Origin of the sequence: Lysinibacillus xylanilyticus (assembly GCF_001183605.1) — a bacterium.
GTDB lineage: Bacteria > Bacillota > Bacilli > Bacillales_A > Planococcaceae > Lysinibacillus > Lysinibacillus xylanilyticus.
This window is the reverse complement of the sequence record NZ_LFXJ01000010.1, coordinates 771,059-795,281: the sequence shown is the minus strand read 5'-3', so window position 1 is coordinate 795,281 and position 24,223 is coordinate 771,059. Positions and strand designations below refer to the sequence as shown.

At 38.3% G+C, this 24,223-nt stretch carries 23 protein-coding genes; 1 reads left to right on the top strand and 22 read right to left on the bottom strand.

All coding sequences use genetic code 11. From position 1 onward, the window contains the following. Window positions 1-54 precede the first annotated feature (54 nt). The 16 genes from recA to ACZ11_RS21145 form a co-directional block, all read right to left on the bottom strand. On the bottom strand, window positions 55-1,119 hold the full coding sequence (gene recA, locus ACZ11_RS21220) for a recombinase RecA (protein ID WP_049668514.1): 1,065 nt from the start codon (window positions 1,117-1,119) through the stop codon (window positions 55-57). A gap of 158 nt (window positions 1,120-1,277) precedes the next feature. After that, window positions 1,278-1,619 carry a hypothetical protein gene (locus ACZ11_RS21215; RefSeq protein WP_049668513.1) on the bottom strand — a complete coding sequence of 114 codons (342 nt, stop codon included), beginning with the start codon at window positions 1,617-1,619 and terminating at the stop codon, window positions 1,278-1,280. A 108-nt stretch (window positions 1,620-1,727) separates the two neighbouring features. Beyond that, on the bottom strand, window positions 1,728-2,984 hold the full coding sequence (locus ACZ11_RS21210) for a competence/damage-inducible protein A (RefSeq protein ID WP_049668512.1): 1,257 nt from the start codon (window positions 2,982-2,984) through the stop codon (window positions 1,728-1,730). A 17-nt stretch (window positions 2,985-3,001) separates the two neighbouring features. Then, the gene (pgsA, locus tag ACZ11_RS21205) at window positions 3,002-3,580 is read right to left on the bottom strand and encodes a CDP-diacylglycerol--glycerol-3-phosphate 3-phosphatidyltransferase (protein ID WP_049668511.1); all 579 of its coding nucleotides are present in this window, start codon (window positions 3,578-3,580) and stop codon (window positions 3,002-3,004) included. 50 nt (window positions 3,581-3,630) lie between these two features. Then, the gene (locus ACZ11_RS21200) at window positions 3,631-4,533 is read right to left on the bottom strand and encodes a helix-turn-helix domain-containing protein (protein ID WP_049668510.1); all 903 of its coding nucleotides are present in this window, start codon (window positions 4,531-4,533) and stop codon (window positions 3,631-3,633) included. Window positions 4,534-4,558: 25 nt separating this feature from the next. After that, entirely contained in the window at window positions 4,559-5,347 is a 789-nt protein-coding gene (locus tag ACZ11_RS21195; RefSeq protein ID WP_049668753.1) for a DUF3388 domain-containing protein, read from the bottom strand. A 228-nt stretch (window positions 5,348-5,575) separates the two neighbouring features. Beyond that, window positions 5,576-5,833 (bottom strand): DUF3243 domain-containing protein, encoded by a 258-nt coding sequence (locus tag ACZ11_RS21190; RefSeq protein WP_049668509.1) that lies wholly within the window; start codon window positions 5,831-5,833, stop codon window positions 5,576-5,578. Between the two features lie 44 nt (window positions 5,834-5,877). After that, window positions 5,878-6,606 carry an elongation factor P 5-aminopentanone reductase gene (gene ymfI, locus ACZ11_RS21185; RefSeq protein ID WP_049668508.1) on the bottom strand — a complete coding sequence of 243 codons (729 nt, stop codon included), beginning with the start codon at window positions 6,604-6,606 and terminating at the stop codon, window positions 5,878-5,880. Continuing rightward, window positions 6,603-7,904 (bottom strand): EF-P 5-aminopentanol modification-associated protein YfmH, encoded by a 1,302-nt coding sequence (yfmH, locus tag ACZ11_RS21180; protein WP_049668507.1) that lies wholly within the window; start codon window positions 7,902-7,904, stop codon window positions 6,603-6,605. The genes ymfI and yfmH overlap by 4 nt, the downstream gene beginning before the upstream one ends. After that, the gene (gene yfmF / locus ACZ11_RS21175) at window positions 7,901-9,172 is read right to left on the bottom strand and encodes an EF-P 5-aminopentanol modification-associated protein YfmF (protein ID WP_049668506.1); all 1,272 of its coding nucleotides are present in this window, start codon (window positions 9,170-9,172) and stop codon (window positions 7,901-7,903) included. The genes yfmH and yfmF overlap by 4 nt, the downstream gene beginning before the upstream one ends. A 257-nt stretch (window positions 9,173-9,429) precedes the next feature. Beyond that, on the bottom strand, window positions 9,430-10,389 hold the full coding sequence (locus ACZ11_RS21170; RefSeq protein WP_049668505.1) for an ABC transporter permease: 960 nt from the start codon (window positions 10,387-10,389) through the stop codon (window positions 9,430-9,432). Between the two features lies 1 nt (window position 10,390). Next, complete coding sequence (locus tag ACZ11_RS21165) at window positions 10,391-11,437, bottom strand: ABC transporter permease (protein WP_049668504.1); 1,047 nt, start codon at window positions 11,435-11,437, stop codon at window positions 10,391-10,393. Continuing rightward, window positions 11,437-12,984 carry an ABC transporter ATP-binding protein gene (locus tag ACZ11_RS21160; protein ID WP_049668503.1) on the bottom strand — a complete coding sequence of 516 codons (1,548 nt, stop codon included), beginning with the start codon at window positions 12,982-12,984 and terminating at the stop codon, window positions 11,437-11,439. The genes ACZ11_RS21165 and ACZ11_RS21160 overlap by 1 nt, the downstream gene beginning before the upstream one ends. 539 nt (window positions 12,985-13,523) lie before the next feature. Next, window positions 13,524-14,609, bottom strand: a complete 1,086-nt coding sequence (locus ACZ11_RS21155; RefSeq protein WP_049668502.1) for a BMP family lipoprotein — start codon at window positions 14,607-14,609, stop codon at window positions 13,524-13,526. A gap of 59 nt (window positions 14,610-14,668) precedes the next feature. Continuing rightward, window positions 14,669-15,397, bottom strand: a complete 729-nt coding sequence (locus ACZ11_RS21150) for a GntR family transcriptional regulator (protein WP_049668501.1) — start codon at window positions 15,395-15,397, stop codon at window positions 14,669-14,671. A gap of 187 nt (window positions 15,398-15,584) precedes the next feature. After that, window positions 15,585-17,873: an FtsK/SpoIIIE family DNA translocase gene (locus ACZ11_RS21145; protein ID WP_049668500.1), complete on the bottom strand. Its 2,289-nt coding sequence runs from the start codon at window positions 17,871-17,873 to the stop codon at window positions 15,585-15,587. A gap of 139 nt (window positions 17,874-18,012) precedes the next feature. Here ACZ11_RS21145 and ACZ11_RS26725 point away from each other — a divergent pair, with 139 nt between their 5' ends. Further along, window positions 18,013-18,228 carry a hypothetical protein gene (locus ACZ11_RS26725; RefSeq protein WP_049668499.1) on the top strand — a complete coding sequence of 72 codons (216 nt, stop codon included), beginning with the start codon at window positions 18,013-18,015 and terminating at the stop codon, window positions 18,226-18,228. An 86-nt stretch (window positions 18,229-18,314) separates the two neighbouring features. Here ACZ11_RS26725 and ACZ11_RS21135 read toward each other — a convergent pair whose 3' ends face one another. From ACZ11_RS21135 to ACZ11_RS21110, 6 genes are all read right to left on the bottom strand, one after another. Next, window positions 18,315-19,982, bottom strand: coding sequence for a ribonuclease J (locus tag ACZ11_RS21135; RefSeq protein ID WP_049668498.1), 1,668 nt, complete (start codon window positions 19,980-19,982; stop codon window positions 18,315-18,317). A 501-nt stretch (window positions 19,983-20,483) separates the two neighbouring features. Beyond that, a complete protein-coding gene (gene dapA, locus ACZ11_RS21130; RefSeq protein ID WP_049668497.1) occupies window positions 20,484-21,401 on the bottom strand; it encodes a 4-hydroxy-tetrahydrodipicolinate synthase in 918 nt (305 codons plus the stop codon). Window positions 21,402-21,414: 13 nt separating this feature from the next. After that, the gene (locus tag ACZ11_RS21125) at window positions 21,415-22,452 is read right to left on the bottom strand and encodes an aspartate-semialdehyde dehydrogenase (protein ID WP_049668496.1); all 1,038 of its coding nucleotides are present in this window, start codon (window positions 22,450-22,452) and stop codon (window positions 21,415-21,417) included. Window positions 22,453-22,534: 82 nt separating this feature from the next. After that, a complete protein-coding gene (locus ACZ11_RS21120; RefSeq protein WP_049668495.1) occupies window positions 22,535-23,125 on the bottom strand; it encodes a dipicolinate synthase subunit B in 591 nt (196 codons plus the stop codon). Further along, complete coding sequence (locus ACZ11_RS21115) at window positions 23,119-23,898, bottom strand: dipicolinate synthase (RefSeq protein WP_049668494.1); 780 nt, start codon at window positions 23,896-23,898, stop codon at window positions 23,119-23,121. Before ACZ11_RS21115 ends, ACZ11_RS21120 begins: the two co-directional genes overlap by 7 nt. Window positions 23,899-23,907: 9 nt before the next feature. Next, a complete protein-coding gene (locus ACZ11_RS21110; protein WP_049668493.1) occupies window positions 23,908-24,171 on the bottom strand; it encodes a YlmC/YmxH family sporulation protein in 264 nt (87 codons plus the stop codon). Between the last annotated feature and the right edge of the window lie 52 nt (window positions 24,172-24,223).

Sequence of the window (24,223 nt, the reverse complement as noted above, 5' to 3'; positions counted from 1 at the left end):
TAAACAAAAAAATGCATTGCTCCCACTATAAAGAGTGGGAACAATGCATTTATATTATTCATTTTCAAGAAGAAGTTTTAATTCCTCATCCATTTCTTCCTCATCATCATGCGCAGCAATTGTGTATGATGATGATGCAATACCGTAAGAAGCACGGATTTTATTTGCGATGTCGTCAAGTACTGCTGGATTTTCTTTTAAGTACTGTTTAGCATTTTCACGACCTTGACCTAGGCGTTCATCACCGTAAGCATACCAAGAACCGCTTTTTTGAACGATGTCTAGTTCAACACCTAAATCGACTGTTTCGCCCTCTTTTGAAATTCCTTCACCGTACATAATATCAACTTCAGCTGTACGGAATGGTGGTGCTACTTTGTTTTTCACAATTTTAATTTTTGTACGGTTACCCATAATGTCATTGCCTTGTTTAATAGCTTCTGCACGACGTACTTCTAAGCGAACGGAGCTATAGAATTTAAGTGCACGTCCACCAGGTGTTGTTTCTGGGTTTCCGAACATAACACCGATTTTTTCACGTATTTGGTTTATGAAAATAGCAATCGTTTTTGATTTATTGATAGCACCTGAAAGCTTACGTAAGGCTTGAGACATTAAACGCGCTTGTAAACCAACATGCGAATCACCCATATCTCCTTCGATTTCCGCTTTCGGAACTAATGCTGCTACTGAGTCAATAACGATGATATCGATAGCACCACTACGTACTAATGCTTCTGCGATTTCAAGCGCCTGCTCTCCTGTATCTGGTTGAGATAATAGAAGCTCATCAATATCGACGCCTAATTTTTGTGCGTAAATTGGATCTAACGCATGCTCAGCATCGATAAACGCTGCTTGTCCACCATTTGCCTGCACCTCTGCAATGGCATGAAGAGCAACCGTTGTTTTACCTGATGATTCAGGGCCGTATACTTCAATAATTCGTCCACGTGGATAACCACCAACACCTAATGCAGCATCAAGTGCTAGCGAACCACTTGAAGATGTAGCGATTTCTAAATCGGTCTTTTCGCCAAGTTTCATGATAGAACCTTTACCAAAATTCTTTTCAATTTGTTTTAACGCCTGTTCTAAGGCAGCTTTACGATCACTCATTCATTTTCCTCCTTCGAAAACTGTTCACTGTTTTTCTCTATCTCTACTATACTTGTTTTTGAGATAGGACGCAAGAAAAAAGCGAACATTTATTCGTTTTTCTTCAAAATAAAAATTTGGGTAACTTTCCATTACCCAAATTTCTATTTTCAACTATATTATGGATCCCCATCAAAACGTGTGGTTGATTTCCGTTCCGACTGGGCGCTTTGTAGCTGTCGCTTTGCTTTCGCTACAGAAAACATTTGTTGCTGTCGCTTTGCTTTCGCTACAGAAAACATTTGTTGCTGTCGCTTCGCTTTCGCACAGATAATACATTTGTTGCTGTCGCTTCGCTTTCGCACAGATAAAACAATTGCCTCTGACGCTTCACTTTCGCGCAGTGCAGAGCATCCTGGGGGCGTCCGATGAGCCGCTTGGGGCAACAGGATGTTGGTTACGAAGGCGTTATCACAGGACGTGATGGTTTTAGCCTTCGTTCCTCTATCGCTAATCCCCAAGGAGTCTCCCAGCCTCCACTGCAATCAACTTATTTACATAGTAACGTTTTAACAAAAGTAATCCGCAACTTTTAGGGATGAACCTATATTATGTCGAGGCATAATTGATTAACGTTTTTTAAAGCCTCTTTCTACTAAAAGCTGCATTAAATAATGACAAGTAAATTTCGCCGTGCGCAGTCGATTTGTATTACGCATACCCGATAAATGAAGTAAATATGTTATCGGTTTTTCATCGCCAATGGCAAGAGCAATCCAAACTGTCCCTACTGGTTGATGATCATGGGCTGTAGGACCTGCCGCACCTGTTAATCCAATACCAATATCTGTATCAAACTTTTTACGCACAGCACTAGCCATAGCCACTGCACATTCACTGCTTACAATCCCATGTGTAGTTAATAATTCCTTAGAAATACCGAGTTGCTTAATCTTAGCCTCTTCCGTATACGTAACAACGCCACCAACAAGGGCATCCCCTACACCTGGTATTTCAGCAAGCTCTGACTGAAATAATCCCGCTGTTAAACTTTCTGCTGCAGAAATTGTTAACTTATTGTCTAGTAACATTTCTACTGTTTTAGAGGCAAGAGAATCATCATCTATACCGTATTTATAGTCCCCAACAAGCGCTTGAATCTCTGCTACCTTCGAGGCAATAAGCTGCTGCGCTTCTTGCTCTGTTTCTGCTTTGGCAGTTACACGCAATGTAACCTCACCGTCAGAAGCAAGTGGAGCAACAGTTGGGTTTGTTTGAGAATCTAAAATATTTTGGACGCGTACTTCAAGCTCCGCCTCTCCAATTCCATAAAAACGCATAACGTGCGATGTAATTACCCCTCCAGCATTTAACATCGCAGCTAGCTTTGGCTTTGCTTCAAACTGGAACATTGGCTCAAGCTCTTTAGGTGGCCCCGGAAGCAAAATATACGTACGCCCATCCTTTGTTAATATCATGCCAGGTGCCATACCGTGATGGTTTACAAGCACCTCACTACCCGCTAGTATTAAAGCCTGCTTACGATTATTATCCGTCATTGGACGTCCTCGTTTTGCAAAGAACTGCTCAATATTAGCTAGTGCGATATCATCAAATTCGAGAGAAACGTCAAGATGACGCGCAATCGTTTCCTTTGTTAAATCATCCTTTGTAGGACCCAGCCCACCAGAGAAAATGATTAAATCAGCACGAGCCTCTGCAATGGAAATAGCATCTTCTAAACGTTGTGCATTATCTCCAACAACAGTGTGATAATACACATTTATCCCTAACTCGGACAACTGACTAGAAATAAATCTCGCATTTGTGTTCGAAATCTGACCAAGCAATAACTCTGAGCCAACCGCAAGAATTTCAGCATTCATGATCCTCAAGACCTCTCTTATTTAGACTCAAGTAAGACACGTCGATTTAGATAGAAATAATCCCATCCAGACCATAGTGTAAAGAACAATGCAATATATAGCATAATTGTATCAAATGGAATACCGATAAGTGTAAAGATTGTATTGTGTAAAAGTGCTGCTCCGATGGCTACAATTTGAGCCCATGTTTTAATTTTCCCAAGTTGGTTCGCCGCAACAACTTCTCCTTCACCTGCCAATATTAAACGAAGGCCAGTTACTGCAAACTCACGGCTAATAATAATTATTATTATCCATGCAGACGCCATATCAAGCTCTACCATTAAAATAAAAGCTGCTGAAACTAGCAATTTGTCAGCAAGTGGGTCTAAAAATTTCCCAAATGTTGTCACAAGATTGTACTTACGTGCATAAAAACCATCTACCCAATCAGTCGTTGAAGCAATAATAAAAATGAGTGCACCTACAAAATGATGAACAGGCATCGTCGCACCGAATAGTGACATTGTTCCCCAGCCAAAATCAAACATCATAACAATGACAAAGAATGGAATAAGTAAGATTCGAGAGATGGTAATTTTATTTGGAATGTTCATTTTTCTAACACCTTTCATGATGAAAGAAAGTAGTCATCACTAGATGACTACTATTCTTTATTGAAATTGATGACGATGTTTTGCGTAACAATTTGCTGTGCATACGTTAAAGGCTCGTCATTAATGTATACTTTAGCTTGCGATGAATTACCTAATCGGATACGGGCATAATTTTGAGATGTTGCGTCGAATTCTACTACTTCTCCTGTATTATAAACACGAGTATCTGTTAGTATTTCTTGTTGCTGTTGGTTTCGAATACCGATAAATGTAGGACCTGATACTTCTATACGTATTTTAAATGCATCGGCACCTGTTAACGTATAAGTAGTTGTAGCACCATCCGCTTCAATAGTCCCCGCTGAAATCGATTGCTTAACATCTTCAGTTTGCTTTTCATCAGGTGTGTCCTGTGCTGAATCTGTTGAGTCTTGTTTGTCCTTCGTTTGAGCTTTTTTATGCTCTTTTTCTTTATCTTTTTCTGTATCTATAGGTTTTACTTTTGTATCATATTCTATTTCTGATGAAGTATCGTCCATAACATCTGGCACTGCACTATTTTTAGATTGCATTAGAACCCAAATCACCACAATAATGACAATGATAAATAAACCAACGATTATCTTCGGCATTGCTTCCATCATTTTAGTAGAAGGGCCTTTTGAAACTTTTCTTCTACTTGGACTACTAGTCATCTGACTCACTTGATTGTTTGGAGTTCCTGGTAGCTCGCTTTTATAAGTTTCTAAAAGTTCCTCCGCGTCCAAACCAACAGCGTCAGCATACTGTTTAATAAAAGCTCGTACATAAAACGAACCAGGCATAATCGAATAATTGCCCTCTTCAATACCTATTAAATAACGCTTTTGAATTTTTGTTATTTCTTGTAAATCGTCTAAACTGTAGCCTTTAGACAGTCTCGCCTCTTTCAGTCGAGTCCCTAATTCTGCCACTCATAACACCTACTTTAATATCAAATTAAAAATTAAATCCACCAAATGAATTAGATTCGGACATCATATGGTCTTTTTCCATTATTTCATACGTAATTTCTTCATCTGGGTGATGACGCAATTCAATGATATAATCAAAATCCTCTATCTTATATTCTGAATGCTGAACAAACATGTCTGGATGCTCGATGACCTTAATGGAAGGCATATTCATCATTTCACGCACTAGTTGCAAATGTCGCTCATCAGATGAACGACGCGTCACAATGCCATCTAATATAAAAATATTATTGTCACTGAATTCATCACCAGCAAGTTTATTGCGAACAGTCTGCTTAATCATTGTAGACGATAAAAAAATCCATTTTTTATTGGCACATACACTAGCCGCTACAATTGATTCGGTTTTTCCAACACGGGGCATTCCACGTATCCCAATAAGCTTATGCCCTTCTTTTTTAAAAAGCTCAGCCATAAAGTCAACTAAAATACCAAGTTCATCTCGTACGAAGCGGAAGGTATTTTTTTCATCTGCATCTCGAGGAATATAACGACCGTGCCTAATGGCTAAACGATCACGGAGTTTAGGTTGTCGAAATTTGGTAACGTTAATATGTTCCATTGTCGAAACAATTGTACGAAAACGCTCAATTGTCTCATCGTTGTCTGTATGCACTAACATACCACGTCGATCCTCATCGACACCATTTATTGAGATAATATTGACACGAAGCATCCCTAAAAGTGAAGCAATATCTCCTAATAATCCAGGGCGATTCACCTGAATTTCATATTCAAAGTACCAATCGCTCAAACACACTCGTTCCCTTCCTATTAGTTAACGTAAAAAATCCTTTATAAGTTCCATCATAGCTGATTTTTTATGTAATGGAAAGTTAGAATACATGGAATTATGGCGTTATTTTTAAAAACTTACTATTTTTTTTTTGAACGTACAGAATAGGCTTACATACGTTCCCTTTTCAATGCAAAAATCATTTTTTATACAGAAAAAAAAGAGGAGATAGTTCTCCTCTTCGTTTTACTGCACAGGCTTATTCTCTACAAGTTTAATGACACAATTCGCCAATGCATGTTTTTCTTCTTCAGAGGCAACACCCCATAAATCCGACAGCACTCGCTCTTGTTCATTTTTAGGATCGACATTTGTCGCCAAATATTCTCCAATTTGTACAGCGGCCTGTTGAATCATTTTCGATGGCATACCGCTCGATTCTGCTCGCGCAACATTTTGACCTAAAAACGATGTCCATTTTTGCCAGTTTTCTAAAATAGTCATATGTTTCTCCTCCTTTACACATGTAGTATGTGCAAAAAAGAACATTATATGTACCAGCCACCGTTTAATCTAATGATTTGTCCCGTTACATAATCTGCTTTTCCAGAAAGATAGAAGCGTACCATTTCAGCAACATCCGTTGTTTGTCCTATTATACCTAACGGAATGTCCTCTAAAATATATTCAAGCTCCTCTTCGCTTAAATGGCTGTTCATCGAGGTATTAATAAAGCCAGGCGCAATGGCATTAACACGAATACGTGACAGTGCCGCTTCTTTTGCATATGACTTTACAAAAGCATGTTGGGCACCCTTCACAGCGGCGTAAAGTGCTTCACCAGCCGATCCAGCCTCTCCCCAAATAGAACCGATAAAAAGCACATAGCTAACATCATGAGCGCGCAGCTTTGATGACAGCAAAGCCGTCAGATGCATTGGATTTTGCACATGAACACGCCATAATGCATCCATATCCTCCACCGTAGTATCCTCAAGCAGAGAATAATGTGCCTGACCATTTGCAAAGACAATCGCTTGCACGTTAAAAATTTGCGATGCTAGTAATTGTGCCCCGGACGCTTTCGAAAAATCTCCCTGTACAAGCATAAACTCCTGTGCAGGGAAGCTTTCTGAAAGAGAGCAGTATAAAGCCTGTGCTGCTTTTTCATTTTTTGAAAAGTGTATGTAGATGGACCAACCGTCTTCTGCCAGACTTCGACAAATAGTACGGCCAATCTCACCCGATGCACCTAACACAAGGGCAAACTTTTTCACTGTACGCCCTTCTCTGTAGGTAAAATTTTAAAGACAGTTTGTTGAGATTCACCTTGAACTGAAGCAAATGCTTTTTTCAAATCTTCAATCGTTAGTTCTTCTAGTACAGGCACAACATCGAACAAATTCATATCATTAAACGAATAACGTGTAAATTGGTTTGCGATAAATTCAATAGAGTTCAGTGCACGTAGGAAGAAACCTATTTTTTTACGTTTTACTCGTTCTAAATCGGCACTTTCAAATTGTGCATCTCCATCATACTTCGTTAATTCATCCTTAATAGCTTTTTCTAATGCAGCTGGTTCTGTAGTATCTGAGCCAATCATAGCAAATCCAAAGCCATTTTCTAACGTGAAATCAAATGCATATGTTTCATCAATTAAGCCATCATCATAGACGCTCTCATAAAATTTAGATGTACGTCCAAAAATAAGTTCCAGTGCAATTTGAACAGACAGCTCATGCTTTAACATGTCACGACCAGAAAGATTTGTTTCTTTTGCTTTTAAGCCGACATAGACCTTAGGCTTTTGTACATCCATATGCAACTCACGTTCTTTAACAGCAACCTCTGTCGGTTCTTGATCGAAGAAACGTTGAATTGGTGTTGGCTCAGAGAATTCTTTTTTGTCTTGATTGTCACGAATAAACGTCATCATTTCATTAGGGTCTACTGCACCAATGACAAACAATAACATATTGGACGGATGATAAAATGTGTTGTAACACGTATATAAATGATCCGCAGTAATGCCATCAATCGACTCTATTGTCCCAGCGATATCAATTTTTACTGGGTGATTATGATACATATTTTCGATTGTACCAAAATATAGGCGCCAATCTGGCTGATCGTCGTACATCGTAATTTCCTGACCAATAATGCCCTTTTCTTTATTAACTGTTGCTTCTGTAAAGTAAGGCTCTTGAACGAAATTTAATAATGTTTCTGTGCTGTTATAAATATTGTTCGTCGAAGAAAATAAATACGCTGTACGTGTAAATGATGTAAAGGCATTGGCTGAAGCGCCGAATTCACTAAACTTTTGGAAGACATCTCCATCTTCTTTTTCAAACATTTTATGCTCTAAGAAGTGGGCAATGCCATCTGGTACTGTAATACTTTCAGTTCCACCAGTTGGCACAAATGTACGATCAACAGAACCGTATTTTGTAGTGAACGTCACAAATGTTTTGGAAAAGCCTTTTTTCGGTAAAATATAGACATCTAAGCCATTTTCTAATTTTTCATAGTACAATGTTTCATCTAATTGTTTGAATTCAATTGTTTTCATTGTGCGGCTTGCTCCTTTCCACATAAGAAATAGACCGCTTCTAGCTGTACTTGCTTCGCCATTTCAACAATATTTTGCTTTGTCACAGCTTTCCATTTATTTGCCCAAGCATCAACAGAGAACTCCTCAGGTAAATCTTTATATTGGTCAAAAATTTCTATTTGTCCACGGGCAGAATCTAATGCTTCTTTTAGCTGATTTGTCAGCATTGCCTTTGTTTGTTCTATTTCCAAATCTGTAATATCGCCCGCTTGCATAACGGCAAGTTGTTCCTTAATAAGCGATAGCGCTTTTTCTTCATTCTTTGGTTCTATTCCTGACACAACAAAGACTAAACCATAATGTGATGCATATGAGCTTGACGCATAGTAGGCTAAACTTTCCTTTTCACGAACATTCATAAATAATTTGGCATGAGGATAGCCCCCGAACACGCCGTTAAAGATTTGCATCTTGGCGAAATCAGAGTCACCAAATCGTACTGGTGTACTAAAGCCGATATGCATCTTACCTTGCTTCATTTCTTGTTGTTCACGTACATAATCATTTTGTGGATGCTGTTGTGGAAGCACAGTAGGAATTTCTTCAGGTGTACGATCATTAAATGGTAGCGCTTCTTTTAGTTTCGCTACGATTTCGTCTTCATTAATATCACCCGCGACATAAATGTCTATTTTATCGTTAGCAAGCATGGATTGATATGCTTCAAACAATGAAGTAGGGGTAATTTTTTGAATGTCCTCGACAGTTCCGTTAGCAGAAATAGAGGCTGGTTCATTTGGACGTAAAATTTGTTGAATGCGTTGCTGCGCAAAACGAGATTTATCGTCAAAAATAGACTCAATACGCTGAATGACCGTTTTCTTTTCACGTTCCACAATAGATTCTTTAAATACACCATTTTCTAAATTCGGTTCAAATATTGCTGTGTGCAATAAATTAAGTACTTCGTTTAAAACACTTGTATTTGCCAAATAATGATCATTAACGGCTTCTACATTCATCAGTACTGTATGTTCATTACCACGTTTAGATGTGTCAAAATATAACACTGTGCCATACAAGTCATCCAAGAAACTACGGAATGCAGCTGTTGTCTTATATTTAGCATTACTGTGTTGCAATACATTTGTTAACACTGTACGTTCAGACGCATTTGTCGCCGTTAAAGCTCTTCTCCATTTAATTGAAAAATTTACGGTTTTAAATTGGGTCGTTTGTCGGATATGCAAATTTACACCTTTTGCAAAAGGTATTGTTTTAAACATATATAGAACCCTCCTTATCTTTCTTAATATAACAAAGTACTACACATACTATACATGTCTATTGTCTATAATTGCAAAAAGAATCCAAAGTATGTATATGATATGTGTGAAATTGCTTTTGGTTGATTGATGAACCTGTTCATACTAGCAAATAACGTTCAACCTCCAACCATTATTTTCCCAAACACTCAAGATATGTACAAGGAAAAAGACTGAGCATTTTCGCCCAGTCTTTAGTATAAATAATTGTCAGTTTTTTAGCGTTTACCCTTGATATAAGGTTGACCACTAGCTTTCGGTGCATTTGCTTTACCGATAAATCCTGCTAATGCAAAAATCGTTAAAACGTACGGTAAAATTTGTAAATACACAGCAGGAACATTTTCAATGTAAGGAATTTGGTTTCCTGCAATACTTAACGTTTGTGCTAATCCGAAGAATAATGCTGCACCTAAAGCACCAATTGGATGCCATTTACCGAAAATCATTGCAGCAATGGCCATAAAGCCTTGACCAGCAATTGTTGCATGTGAGAAATCATGTGTAATTGTTTGCGCGTATACTGCACCACCAAGACCGCCTAATGCCCCAGAGATGACAACAGCAATATAACGCATTTTATTAACGTTTACCCCCATTGTATCTGCAGCCATTGGATGTTCACCAACAGCTCGTAAGCGTAAACCAAACGGTGTTTTATAAATGATAAACCATGCCCCAATAGCTACTGCAAACGCTAATATCGATGTGCTGTAGACGTTTTGGAATAATAATGGACCGAAGAACGGTATTTTTTCTAAATAAGGAATAGCGAAACGATCTATTGAATGAGTAATCGTATCCGTTTGACCTTTATCATAAATCATTTTTACCATGAATACGGATACAGCCAAACCTAGTAAATTGATGGCAACCCCTGATACTGTTTGATCGGCACGGAAAGAAATTGAAGCAACTGCATGGAATAGAGAGAAGATTCCCCCAATAATCATAGCTGCTAGCATTGCTACCCAAATTGTTGCTGCACCGAATGTTGAAGCATATTCTAAATTGACATAAATACCAACAAATGCACCAACAATCATTAAACCTTCAAGTCCGATGTTTACTACACCTGAACGTTCAGAGAATACACCACCGATTGCCGTAAAGATTAATGGTGTTGCATAAAGAATTGCCGAAGGGATGATGAAATATAACATTTCTAAAAAGCTCATGTTATTGTCCCTCCTTTTTCTTGCTTAACTTTTGTAAACCTACTCGAATAATATAGCCTGATGCTACAAAGAAAATAATTAACGCAATAATAATAGACACGATTTCCTCTGGAATACCCGCAGCATTCGGCATATTTAACGCACCGTATTTAAGTGAGCCGAATAATGAAGCCCCAAATACAACCCCTAGTGGCGTGTTAGCACCAAGTAAGGCAACAGCAATACCATCGAAACCAATACCAGTAAAGCCTGGTTTAATAGAAGCGTTTCCGAAAGTACCTAGTGCCTCCATAGCACCACCAAGACCAGCGAACATACCTGAAATCGTCATAGCTAAAATAATGTTCTTGTTAACGTTCATACCAGCATAGTCTGCAGCATGCTTATTAAAGCCTACCGCTTTCAGCTCATATCCACGTGTTGTTTTTTCTAAAATGAACCACATAAATACTACCATTAACAGTGCAACTATGATCCCATAGTGAAGACTTGAATTGTCTGTAAGCTCTCTTAAAAACGGAGAACGTAAAGAAGCTGATTCATGAATACGTTCTGTTTTAAAGCTACCATCAGACAATTTTTTAATCACTGCATTTGCAATATAAAGCGCAGTGTAGTTTAACATAATTGTCGCAATAACTTCGTGAACTTTAAATTTCGCTTTTAAGAAACCTGCAATAAAGGCCCAAAATGCACCTGCAGCAGCTGCCGCAAGTAATGCTAATGGTAAGTGAATAATTTTAGGTAGGTCAAATGCATATCCTACCCAAGCTGCTGCTAGCCAACCTAAAATTAGCTGACCTTCAACACCAATGTTGAATAAACCTGTACGGAAGGCAAACGCTACTGCAAGACCTGCCAATAGGTACGGTGTTATTTGACGGATTGTGTTCCCAATTGAATATGAATCTCCAAAAATACCTGTCCAAAGGGCGCTATAACCTAGTACTGGGTCATAGCCGCTGACTGCCATTACGATAGCACCAACAATTAAACCGATAATGATAGAGATGATAGGAACGAGTATATTAATGACACGATTTGACATTAGTCGTTCCCCTCCTTCGCATCATTCTTTTTATTTTTACTACTTTGTCCTGCCATTAATAGACCAAGCTCTTGTTCTGTTGTTTCTTTTGGATTTAACTCATCCACAATTTGACCATCATAAATAACTGCGATACGGTCCGAAACATTCATGACTTCATCTAATTCAAATGAAATTAACAGTACTGCTTTTCCTTTATCACGTTGCTCGATAAGGCGAGAGTGAATAAATTCAATAGCACCTACGTCAAGACCACGTGTTGGTAAAGCTGCAATCAATAAATCTGGATTACGATCAATTTCACGGCCGATAATTGCTTTTTGCTGGTTACCACCTGAAAGGGCACGTGCTGGCGTCATTTCACCATTACCCGTACGCACATCATATTCTTCAATGATTTGGCGTGCTTTTTCAGACACTTTCTTGTAGTCCATGACAAAGCCCTTAGCGATTGGAGACTGATAATATGTTTGTAGTGCGATATTATGACCTATTGGGAAATCTAATACTAAACCATGCTTATGGCGATCTTGTGGAATATGTCCAACGCCTTCCTCAGTAATTTTTCGAGGCTTCATATTTGTAATATCTTTGCCATTTAATTTAACAGTACCACTCTTTATTTTACGTAGACCAGTTATGGCTTCGATTAACTCAGATTGTCCGTTACCATCGATACCTGCAATACCAACAATTTCACCTTTGCGTACATTTAAGTTCAGGCCTTTTACTTTATCGATATTACGGTAGTCTGTAACAACCAAATTGTCGATTGAAAGTACTTCATCAGTTGGTTTAGCTTCTGTTTTTTCTGTTTTAAATTCGACTTGACGTCCTACCATCATTTCAGCTAATTGGTCAGGATTTGTTTCAGTAGTTATAACTGTTCCAATTCCTTCACCTTTTCGAATAATTGTCACACGGTCAGAGACTTCCATAATTTCTTTTAGTTTATGGGTAATTAAAATAATAGATTTGCCCTCTGCAATTAAGCGACGCATTATTTGAATAAGCTCTGTAATCTCCTGTGGTGTTAAAGATGCCGTAGGTTCGTCAAATATTAAAATTTCTGCACCACGGTATAGTGTTTTTAAAATTTCAACACGCTGTTGCATCCCCACAGTAATATCTTCGATTTTGGCATATGGATCAACATCTAAACCATATTTTTCAGAAAGTGCTTGTACTTTCTTCGCCGCATCTTTAATGTTTACAATCCCCATTTTTGTAGGTTCAGAACCTAAAATAATGTTCTCCGTCACTGTGAAATTTTCCACTAACATAAAGTGTTGATGGACCATACCAATCCCTAAATCATTGGCCACATTTGGGTTTGTAATTTTAACAGCCTTCCCACGAACTCGAATTTCGCCACCCTCTGGTTGATACAAACCAAAAAGGACGTTCATTAAAGTCGATTTACCTGCACCATTTTCACCTAGTAATGCATGGATTTCGCCTTTTTTCAGTTGGAGGGTGATGTTATTATTCGCCACGAAATTACCGAATTCTTTCCGGATTCCTAGCATTTCAATCACGTATTCCAATATTGTCACTCCCTTAATAGGCACTTTTATCACTTTCGACTTGACGTAATGTCGCTACAGATAAACAATACGCCCAGTTTTTGATTATACTAATCTATAAATTAGCCATATTCACTGTTAGCTCAATAGTTTTACATCGCAACAATGACTTAGCTAGAACTTCCATCTTCTCTCATCGGGCATTCTATACCCAAAAAAATCCACTTATATCTGTCGAACCAATAGAGGTAGATAATCAATTATGCCCCGGCATAATTGATTCCGCCGGAGGCTTTAACTTCTTTCAGCGGGTGTAAAGAAGTTAAATATTTGCTGCATGAAGATAAATTAATACAGGAAAGGTCATCGTTAGAAACCTTTCTTCTATTAACTTGATACCATCATTACTATTCTTGCAATAAATTCATATAATATTACTACCTCTATGGTAATGATAAATATAGCCAAATAGAATATTACAAATAGTCAAAATATAACGATAGATTGAAAAATCATCATAAGGGCCTTCTAAAAGTCCCTTATGATGATCAAAAGATGAATTATTTTTTCACTTTTTCTGGAACTTTAATTTCACCTTTAGCAATTTTTTCTTTATATTCATCAATAACCTTTTGTACGTCTTCTGGGATTGAACCACGAGAATCTGCAAGTTTAACGCCGTCTTCAGCTAAACCATAAGTAAGCGTTTTACCACCTGGGAATTCACCGTTTTTCGCTTTATTTGAAATATCTATAACTGCTTTGTTAACACCTTTTAACATAGAAGTTAAAGTTACATTTGTTTTATCGTCCACTTTACCTTCTTCGTATTGGTCAGCGTCTACACCAATTACCCATACATTTGCTTTAGGGTCTTTTTTCTTACGTTCTTTTGCTTCAGAGAATACACCATTACCAGTTGCACCAGCAGCGTGGAAGATTACATCTACACCAGAAGAGTACATGCTGTTTGCAGTGATTTTACCAAGATCCGCTTTATCGAATGCACCAGTATATTTTGATTGGATTTCGATATCTGGATTTACAGCTTTTGCACCTTCAAAGAATCCAGCTTCGAAGCGGTTGATAACTGGAATATCTACGCCACCTACGAAACCAATTTTACCTGATTTAGACATTTTTGCAGCAGCTACGCCAGCTAAGAATGCGCCTTCTTGCTCTTTGAAAAGAACGTTAACAACGTTGTCTGCTTTTACTTCAGCGTCGATTAATGCAAAATGTTTTTCTGGGTTTTCAGAAGCAACAGCATCAACTGCGTCAGCCATCATGAAACCGATTCCATATACTAAATCGAAGTTACGACGTAATAAGTTGTTTAGGTTTGTTTCATAGTCTGCGTCTGTTTTTGATTGTAAGTAGTCGAAACCGCCATCACCTTTTTCTAGGCTATGTTCTTTACCGTAAGCTTGAACACCTTCCCAAGCAGATTGGTTGAAAGATTTATCATCAACGCCACCTACATCAGTAACCATCGCTACTGAGAATGCTTTTTCTTTGTTGCTTTCGCCAGATGATGTTTCATTTTCTTTTGCAGGTTTTTCTTCGTCTTTCGTACCACATGCACCTAAGATTGCACTTGCAGCTAATACTGATGATAATACTAAGCCAAATTTACGTTTTTTCATTTCGATAACCCCCCAAAGGTATTGTAATTAGCAGGAAAATATAAATATTTAGAAATGTTCTACACCCGTTTACGAACTACATGGAAGCTGAATTTATCAGCTCGGAAATAATTTTTTGAATACAGCACTACTTGATCATGATCATCGTAATGCAACTGCTTTAATACTAAAAGAGCTGTTTCACGTCCGCAATTTAAAATCGGTGAAGCTTGCTCATGATACCCGATTGGATCAATATATGTAACGGCATAGGCAACATGAACTTTACCAGATTGTTCAAGTGCAGAAAAAAGTGAAACTTCTTTTTTTTCTACAAAGTCAGTTGGCAGAAAGCTTGCTGGTAACCTGTCTATGCAGTATACTACCGGCTCGCCATCCGCTGTTCTGACACGTTCAATTGTGAGTATCTTATCTTCGTCATCACATTGGAAGCGTTTTAAATCTTCCTCAGAAGGTATGCTTTCCGTCGCTTTTAAAAAGCGGGAACCGGGTTCCATACCTGCTGCCTCGATCATAGAAGAAATGCTCGATAAATGCTCGATACCGGATGTAAACAACGGTTTAGGGTTTACAAATGTCCCCACCCCATGTCGACGTACAATAACATTTTCCTCTTCCAACAGTCGTAGCGCTTCTCTAAGAGTTGCTCGACTGACTCCTAGTGATTTCGATAATTCAAACTCTGAAGGCAATTTTTCATTTTCTTTAAAAATGCCTTTTTCAATGTCAGACTTTAAACGATCAATTACTTGAAGATAGAGATGACGATGATCTGCTTTAATAGTCACATATATCACCACCAAAATCAGAGATCAGACATCTGATGTACAACATTCCTACTAATCGTTCATTAATATAACATTTTTATAGATTGAAAGCAATTGCACCTTTGCCTAATTACGTTCAAATTTTGAAACGAATTTAGGCCTACTTGATGTACACAATATTATTCAACTTTTTGTCGTGGTATTAGCACTAATTTTCGTATTGATGAATGAGCACTTGTCGAGGTTTACTACCCTCCGGGGGCCCAACAATACCGCGTTGTTCCATTTGATCGACAATACGAGCAGCTCTCGAATAGCCGATACGGAAGCGGCGTTGCAACATCGAAACTGAGGCCGTCTGCATACTCACAACTAACTGCACAGCCTCATCAAATAATTCGTCTGTTTCCTCTAAAATTGTCTCTTCTTCAGACGGTATCATTTCCTCCTGATATTGCGCTTTTTGCTGTTCTATAACAAAGTTAACAATAGACTCAACTTCTTGATCTGATAAAAATGCACCTTGCACACGTTTTGGTTTAGATGCACCGGCAGGTAAAAACAGCATATCTCCTCGACCGAGTAAACGTTCTGCTCCACCCATATCTAATATCGTTCTAGAATCGATTGCTGACGACACCGCAAAGGCAATGCGCGAAGGAATATTCGCTTTAATAACACCTGTCAATACATCTACACTTGGTCGTTGGGTTGCAATTATTAAATGAATCCCTGCTGCACGTGCCATTTGTGCTAAACGTGTAATAGAATCCTCTACATCACTAGAGGCAACCATCATTAAGTCCGCTAACTCATCTACAATCACGACTATATACGGTAATTTTGGATGTTTTTCATCGGTTTGATCATTTACCTTTTGTACATGGTTGTTGTAGCCCTCGATATTACGTGTTCCTGTATGAGAAAATAAATCGTAGCGACGTTCCATTTCTGATACTACTTTCTTTAGTGCCTGTGATGCTTTTCGTGCGTCTGTGACAACTGGTGCCAGTAGATGAGGAATTCCGTTATAAACATTTAATTCCACCATTTTCGGGTCAATCATCATTAGTTTTACTTCATGTGGTTTTGTACGCATAAGTATTGATACGACAATGCCATTTATACACACACTTTTCCCACTACCCGTTGAACCTGCAACAAGTAAATGTGGCATTCTATTTAGCTCGGCGAGTACTGCTTGTCCAGTAATATCACGACCAAATGCGACTTGTAATAATGCTTCTGGCTTTGCACCATCTTTAGACTCTAACACTTCCCGAAGTGTAACAATTGCTACCTCACTATTTGGTACTTCAATGCCAATCGCAGACTTCCCGGGAATAGGTGCTTCCATACGAATATCTTTTGCAGCAAGTGCTAATGCAAGATCATCCTGTAAGTTTACAATTTTACTCACTTTCACACCTATATCTGGTAATATTTCGTATTTCGTTACAGCTGGACCTAAATGAACCTGCGTTACTTTTGCCTTTACGCCAAAGCTTTGCAAAGTTTGCTCAAGCTTTTTCGCATTTGCCTGAATGACAGAATATTCACCGCTTTGGTCGTGCTGCGGCGGTAATTGTAAAAGACTATAAGACGGCAATTGATAATCTGCATTTTCCACAGCATCTGCCCCTTCGATATGGACATCATCAACTATTTCTCCATGTTCAATATTTTCATTTTCAGCAGTTGCAAATTCTTCTCGTTCATGAGACACATTTTGAGTAAAGGCAGAGATGATTGGTTCATGAGAAATTTCCTCTTCCTCTTGTACCTCGGGCGCCTGATCGACAGCCGCAATTTCATCCTTGCTTTCTACTTTTGAACGGCGATTAATAGCTTTTTTGGGCATACTTTTTTTCTTTTCACGATGTTTCTTTTGCCATTTACCAAAAAGGGCGGGCATTTTTTCCGCTAAATATGGAACAAGCGCCTTTCCTGTAACTAAAATTAACCCGATAAAGAAAATAACCCATGCAACGACCTTCGCACCTGTTGCCTCAAATAATACATGTAGAGCACTGAATAATAGTGCACCAATCATACCTCCGCCAAGTGCGTTACTTCGATGGATAATTCCCTCTGAACTAATTAAAATTCGCCAAGATTCACGTAACACAGAGTCTGATAATAAACCTCCAGATTTTGATAATTGTTCAAAAAGAATACCGTGACTAAAAATTGTTAAACTCATAACAATGAGGAGCATACCTAATATTAGTCGATCATATATACTTACTTTTTTCCGCCCAATCATTAGTAACAGCGCAACAAATACAAGCATACATGGCACAGCAAAATGTAAATTCCCTAAAAAAAACATTGCTATTGTTTGTAGAATACGTCCGATCATGCCATATTCAAAAATCATAATAACCGCTAATGCAATTAAGATAAGACCTAAAATTTCATACATAAGCGGATGCATTTCTTTTTTTGCTGTAGTCGTTTTTGCTTTCGTGACTTTTCTTTTTTTACTAGTCGCCATCTATTTCACCTTCTTTTGTAGTCCTTCTTTATATGTAGCGAATAATAACATGTAGAACTTGATTATTTCAAAAAAAGAATCTTCACTATAACATGTGGTTGATTTCCGTTCCGGCTGTGCGCTTTCCTGGGGGCGTCCGATGAGCCGCTTGGGCCAACAGGATGTTGGTCACGAAGGCGTTATCACAGGACGTGATGATTTTAGCCTTCGTTCCTCTATCGCTAATCCCCAAGGAGTCGCCCAGCCTCCACTCCAATCAACTTATTATACATGGCATCTGTTTTACCAAATGACATCCACAACTTTTGGTGATGAGCCTACACACGGCGTATATCACAATAAGTGTCATCTCTAACTTTCTGGATTGAGCCAAAAAAAGGATTTTCCACCGTTTACATTCGGTTAGAAAATCCTTTTTCGTTCAACGATGATCTTTCACTTTTAATATTCCATAATGATTGGGATAATCATTGGGCGGCGCTTCGTTTTTTGGAATAAATACGTATTCAGTGTATCTCGAATTTCTTGTTTAATGTTTGTCCATTCAAATGTATCTTTACCAACGTATTTTTCAATAACATTTTTAGCAATCTCAGAAGCTTCTACCATTAATTCTTCTGATTCGCGTACATATACGAAACCACGCGATAAAATTTCTGGACCAGATGCAATTTTCTTTTGAGCACGGTTTAACGTTACTACAACAATGAAAATACCATCCTGCGATAATAACTTACGATCGCGAAGTACGATGTTACCTACATCGCCAACACCAATACCGTCTATTAATACATTACCAGCTTGTACACGGCCACTCATTCGCATTTTACCATTTTTATATTCTACAATATCCCCTTTATCGGCGATAAAAATTTGTGACTTTTGCATACCTAGTTGTTGAGCAAGCTTAGAGTGAGCAATAAGCATACGGTACTCACCTTGCACAGGGATAAAGTACTTCGGTTGCATTAAGTTTAGCATTAATTTTAAATCCTCTTGGCTACCGTGACCCGACACATGTACATTTTTGCTAGATGTTAGAATTTCAGCACCTGCTTTTGCGATAGAATTCATCGTATTAGCCATCTGTACTTCCATACTTGGAGACGGAGTAAAAGTAATTAATACTGTATCATCTTGCTTTATTTTAATGTCTCGATGATGTTTGCGAACAACTTTTTCTAATGCATCAAGTGGTTCCCCTTTATTACCTGTAGCAATAATAATAATCTCATCATCTTGATACTTTTGCATTTCTGAGATAGGGATAATTGTATCTTCCTCAACCGTTAAGTAACCTAGCTGTACACCTAAATCCACAGCTTTTTCTAAAGGTTTTCCTACGATAGCTACTTTACGGAACGACTTTTGAGCTTGTGTAAATACTTGTTGAATACGAATAAAATTCGATGCATAAACAGCAACTAAAATACGACCTGGTGCTGAATGGAATGTTTTTGATAATTGCTCTTCAATCACAATCTCAGATGTCGTATAACCTGGTCGCTCAGCCTCACTCGACTCAGATAACAGAATAAATACGCCTTCTTCACCTAACTGAGCCATTTTTGCTAAATCAGGCTTAAATTTACCTGTCGCTGATTGATCGAATTTAAACTCACCTGTATGAACAATTGCTCCTTCAGATGTATGGAACACTACCCCTAACGAATCGGGAATACTATGTGTTGTATGGAAGAATGTCACATACGTTGAGTTAAAATTCATACGGCTACGATTCGTAACCTCAAAGAATTTCACCTGATGTGGTGCAGGCAATTCCTTTAAATGTTCCTTCGCAAGTGCAATTGTTAATTTTGATCCGTACACTGGCGCTTTCACTTTTTGTAATACATAGGCAATCGAGCCAATTGCATCTTCATGACCATGTGTTAAGAAAATCCCTTTCACACGTTCTTTATTTTCTTCTAAATACGTAATATCCGGAATTACGATATCAATGCCCAGCATTTCGTCTTCTGGGAACATCAAACCGCTATCCACTACAAATAGCTCTTCGTCAATTTCTACTACGTACATTGCTTTTCCAATTTCGCTTACGCCACCTAGTGGGATGATGCGAATTAATTCATTCTTCTTTTTTGTCAATTTATTTCCTCCTAAAAAATATCCCGAACAGCAACCACTTAAGATTTATTATACGGTTTGCAAAGCTTTTGCACAAATTAAAAATACAACTTTCATGATGGAAACAGAAATTTATTGCTAATTTTATTACTAATAGATGGAAAGAGGGTTGAGTATGTAGCATTGTAAAAGGTCTAATTTTTACCTTTTATTTAGCGACGTAGCTTTTTGGGGATGAGGTATATCGCCGTTTTAAAGCCATTCACTGTAAGGTTGTCCTAGCCCATGAGTGGATACTGTCTTACCTGAGCATTTCCCATCCTACCTGTGCGGATTTCTTCCTTACCTGATCAGTTCCTCATCCTACCCGAGCGGATTTCCGCCTTACCTGATCAGTTCCTCATCCTACCCGAGCGGGGGGGCTCCCTCCAGAGCAACGGTCTAATTCTTCTATATTTTTCACAAAAGAAAAAAGACCGTAAACAAACTAAAATTTCTCACGTTTGTTTACGGTCTGAGGATTTAACTAAAGGTACTTATTTTCCTAAAGCTTTTCGCTTTTTCTTGATACGTATCCCAAATTCGGTCAAAGTTTGCTTTTTCTTCATCTGTCATTTCCATCATTGGCAGACGAACATTAAGTGTATCAAATCCTAATTTGGTCATCGCGTATTTTACAGGCGATGGGTTTGGCTGTGCGAACAGCGCACGTACAAGTGGTAATAATGCTCGGTGAATTTTGGCTGCTAGCTCGTGATTTCCTTCTTCAAACGCTTTTATCATTAATTGCATATCATTTCCAACAACATGAGCAGCAACTGAAATAATTCCTGCTCCGCCGATTGCTAGTAGTGGAAGCGTTAAACCATCATCCCCACTGTACACAAAGAAATCATCTTCTGAATCAACATTCTCGATAATATCGCCCATTTGATCTAAATTGCCACTCGCTTCTTTAATCCATGAAATATTGGGAATTTTACTTAAAGCAACGGAAGTTTCATAGGCAACATTGACGCCTGTACGTCCTGGCACGTTATAAAGCATGACAGGTAAACTTGTTTCTTTTGCAATTGTTTCAAAATGCGCAAAAATACCGCGTTGATTTGGCTTATTATAATATGGTGCTACAAGCATGATACCATCTGCACCATTTTCTTCAGCCTTGTGCGTCATTGCAATAGAGTAAGCAGTTTCGTTATCCCCTGTACCTGCAATTACAGGTACACGACCTGCTACTTTTTCTACTGTAAAGCGCACAACTTCAATTTTTTCTTCTGTGGACATAGTTGGGTTTTCAGAGGTTGTGCCACATGCGACAATACAATCTGTACCATTATCAATCAAATAATTAATAATACGTTCTAGTTCTGGATAATTAATCGTGCCATCTTCATTGAACGGCGTAATCATCGCCGTTCCAATTCGACCTAAATTCATCCTTACACCCCTCTTATAGTAAGTTATCCTCCAGCATTGCTTCTGCAATTTGAATAGAGTTTAATGCAGCGCCTTTTAAAAGATTGTCAGAAACGATCCATAGGTGGAATCCTTTTTTATTGTCTAAATCTTGACGGATACGTCCTACATAAGTAGCATCTTCCCCTTCTGCATAGATAGGCATTGGGTAAGTTTGTGTTGTGATATCATCTTGCAATACTACACCTGGTGCACTGCGTAATACTTCAAAAATCTCCTGTACTGTTGCTTCTTTTTCTACTTCAATATAAACAGATTCAGAGTGTCCTGAAACGACTGGCACGCGAACACAAGTTGCTGCTACGTTTAGCTCTGGTGCATGCATGATTTTCTTCGTTTCATTAATCATTTTCATTTCTTCGTATGTAAAGCCATTGTCTGTAAATTTATCAATTTGTGGAATGACATTACGAGCGATTGGATAATGACGTTTGTCGCTACCAGAAGGTAAAATATTTGCTTCTACATCCTTACCTGCATCCCAGTTTTCACTTTGTGCCTTTAATTCTTGAATAGCCGAAATACCTGCACCTGAAACTGCTTGATATGTCGATACAATAATTTTTGTTAAGCCATATGCATTACGAATTGGTTCAAGTGCAGCCATCATTTGAATCGTAGAGCAGTTTGGATTCGCAATAATCCCTTTATGCTTAGCAAGATCGCCACGATTTACTTCTGGAACAACTAGTGGTACTTCCGGATCCATACGGAAATGGCTCGTGTTATCGATAACTACCGCACCGCGTTTTGCCGCTTCCGGTGCCAGCACCGCTGATACCGAACCACCAGCTGAGAATAAAGCGACATTGACGCCTTCAAAAGCTTCAGGTGTCGCTTCTTCAATTGTATATGACTTACCATTAAATTCGATTGGTTTCCCTGCTGAACGTGCAGATGCTAAAAATTTTATATCTCCGATTGGAAAATTCCGTTTGATTAGTTGCTCCATCATTTTTGTGCCTACTGCCCCTGTTGCTCCAACAACCGCAACTGTTAACTGCTTTGTCATCTGTCATCTCTCCTTGAATACATGTTCCATAATGTGTGCTATTGTATCACAAAAATACTGAAAATTGTGTGTAATTCGCGAATTATTTGAAATATTGTATAAACAGTGGTTGTAATTGCTTTTTCTCAGTAATCGCTTCATGTACAGTTGCTACCATTTGATCAAAATCAGCAATCAAGGAATTTGGCTTGGAATGTGGTGAGTCCTGCCCGAATGGAATAAAGTAAATGTTTTTAGCATTTAGCAGTCTCATAATATTCATACCATTTAAGCCAAGCGCATCATTTGTTGAGATGCCTAGGACTACTGGGGAACCGTTTCGCAATGTTGCCTTAGCAGCCATCAATACCGGACTATCTGTTGCTGCATTAGCAAATTTACTTATACTATTACCTGTCATTGGTGCTATAACCATTGCATCCAATGGATTAGATGGTCCGAATGGTTCTGCCTCTTTAATAGAAGAAATAACATTTTCCCCAGTTAATTCCTCTATTTTTGCAATCCATTCTTCTCCGGTACCAAAACGCGTAGCCGCATGTAACACGGAGTGTGTAATTATTGGAATAACTGTTGCTCCTGCATCTATAAAGTTTTGAATTTTAGGTACTACATCCTCATACGTACAGTGAGAGGCTGTAATACCCAAACCAATTCGTTTACCCGTTAGCAATTTTCTTCCTCCTCTATTGCCTTGCACAATATTGTAGCTGCATCATGTGCAAAGTATTTCCCAGGTAATGATGGCAATAGTACGTACGTTTGTAATTGCTCAGTGTCTATATCTAAACATCCAGGCTCTGAAGCCAAATCATATAGGACAGCTGGGACATGATCTTGGAATGATTCTGTAATCCATTTAGCTGGAATCGTATTGATAAAAATCCCATCATTAATTGACCATAGGCGGTCATCTAAATTCGTAGCTTTATAACCATATGCCTTTGCTTCACTCACTTGTACAACTGAACGCGCAACTATATGGACATTAGCGCCCATCTTGACGAGTAAAGATGCGAGCATTTTGGCTGTGCGTCCAAAACCTGCGATAGTAAAGTTTTGTCCGTAAATACATTTTTGCTCGAGTCCGTAAAACGTCGCGATAAATCCCTCCGCCGTTAATCTTGCGTTTTGCCAAATAAAAGATTCTTGTTGTAAATAGCAATTTGTTTCATTTTTCTCAAGCAATTGCTTCCAATGCATAGTCAAACGCCCTGTATAAAACTTAACTTGGGATATCCCATAAAGCTGTTCCACTTCAATTTTTAGTGGAAGAATGGGAAGAATAATTCTATTTGGTTGGAATTCTAAAACAAGCTTATTTAACTCTTCATTCCAAACTGATGTTCTTTTATAAAATACCGTTCTCGATGGGCTTCTTAGCATTGTAGCTAATTCCTTTAACCTTAGGTCCTCACCGATAACAAGCCATTTTTCATTTTCCAAAAGCTCACCTCACTGTAAAAATTCTGACTGTACCGTCGTTGTTTTGTTAAATAAAATCCGATCTTCTCCAATTAGTATAATTTCATGCCAAGGTATCATTTCACTAACTTTTACTTTCTTTTTTTGGAATGGCAATTTATCTTTAATAATCTCAAAACCATGAATTTTTCCTGTTTGCACATCTAATAGACATTCTGTATGTGCCAATATACCAAAATGTACGCCACCCTCAATTTGAATTAACTCTTTATCCACCATCTCTGATAGTAGCATGCCTCATCTCCCTCCTTGAACCGTTACCCCAATATATGCCGAGTTTTTGCAA

Excerpts from the sequence above, each read along its gene's own strand:
- ACZ11_RS21190 (WP_049668509.1), bottom strand. The coding sequence starts at position 5,833 with ATGACTATTTTAGAAAACTGGCAAAAATGGACATCGTTTTTAGGTCAA.
- ACZ11_RS26725 (WP_049668499.1), top strand. The coding sequence starts at position 18,013 with ATGAGCCGCTTGGGCCAACAGGATGTTGGTCACGAAGGCGTTATCACA.
- ACZ11_RS21155 (WP_049668502.1), bottom strand. The coding sequence starts at position 14,609 with ATGAAAAAACGTAAATTTGGCTTAGTATTATCATCAGTATTAGCTGCA.
- ACZ11_RS21210 (WP_049668512.1), bottom strand. The coding sequence starts at position 2,984 with ATGAATGCTGAAATTCTTGCGGTTGGCTCAGAGTTATTGCTTGGTCAG.
- yfmH (WP_049668507.1), bottom strand. The coding sequence starts at position 7,904 with ATGAAAACAATTGAATTCAAACAATTAGATGAAACATTGTACTATGAA.
- dapA (WP_049668497.1), bottom strand. The coding sequence starts at position 21,401 with ATGAATTTAGGTCGAATTGGAACGGCGATGATTACGCCGTTCAATGAA.
- ACZ11_RS21145 (WP_049668500.1), bottom strand. The coding sequence starts at position 17,873 with ATGGCGACTAGTAAAAAAAGAAAAGTCACGAAAGCAAAAACGACTACA.
- pgsA (WP_049668511.1), bottom strand. The coding sequence starts at position 3,580 with ATGAACATTCCAAATAAAATTACCATCTCTCGAATCTTACTTATTCCA.
- ACZ11_RS21110 (WP_049668493.1), bottom strand. The coding sequence starts at position 24,171 with ATGCTACTATCAGAGATGGTGGATAAAGAGTTAATTCAAATTGAGGGT.
- ACZ11_RS21165 (WP_049668504.1), bottom strand. The coding sequence starts at position 11,437 with ATGTCAAATCGTGTCATTAATATACTCGTTCCTATCATCTCTATCATT.
- yfmF (WP_049668506.1), bottom strand. The coding sequence starts at position 9,172 with ATGTTTAAAACAATACCTTTTGCAAAAGGTGTAAATTTGCATATCCGA.
- ACZ11_RS21170 (WP_049668505.1), bottom strand. The coding sequence starts at position 10,389 with ATGAGCTTTTTAGAAATGTTATATTTCATCATCCCTTCGGCAATTCTT.
- ACZ11_RS21125 (WP_049668496.1), bottom strand. The coding sequence starts at position 22,452 with ATGACAAAGCAGTTAACAGTTGCGGTTGTTGGAGCAACAGGGGCAGTA.
- recA (WP_049668514.1), bottom strand. The coding sequence starts at position 1,119 with ATGAGTGATCGTAAAGCTGCCTTAGAACAGGCGTTAAAACAAATTGAA.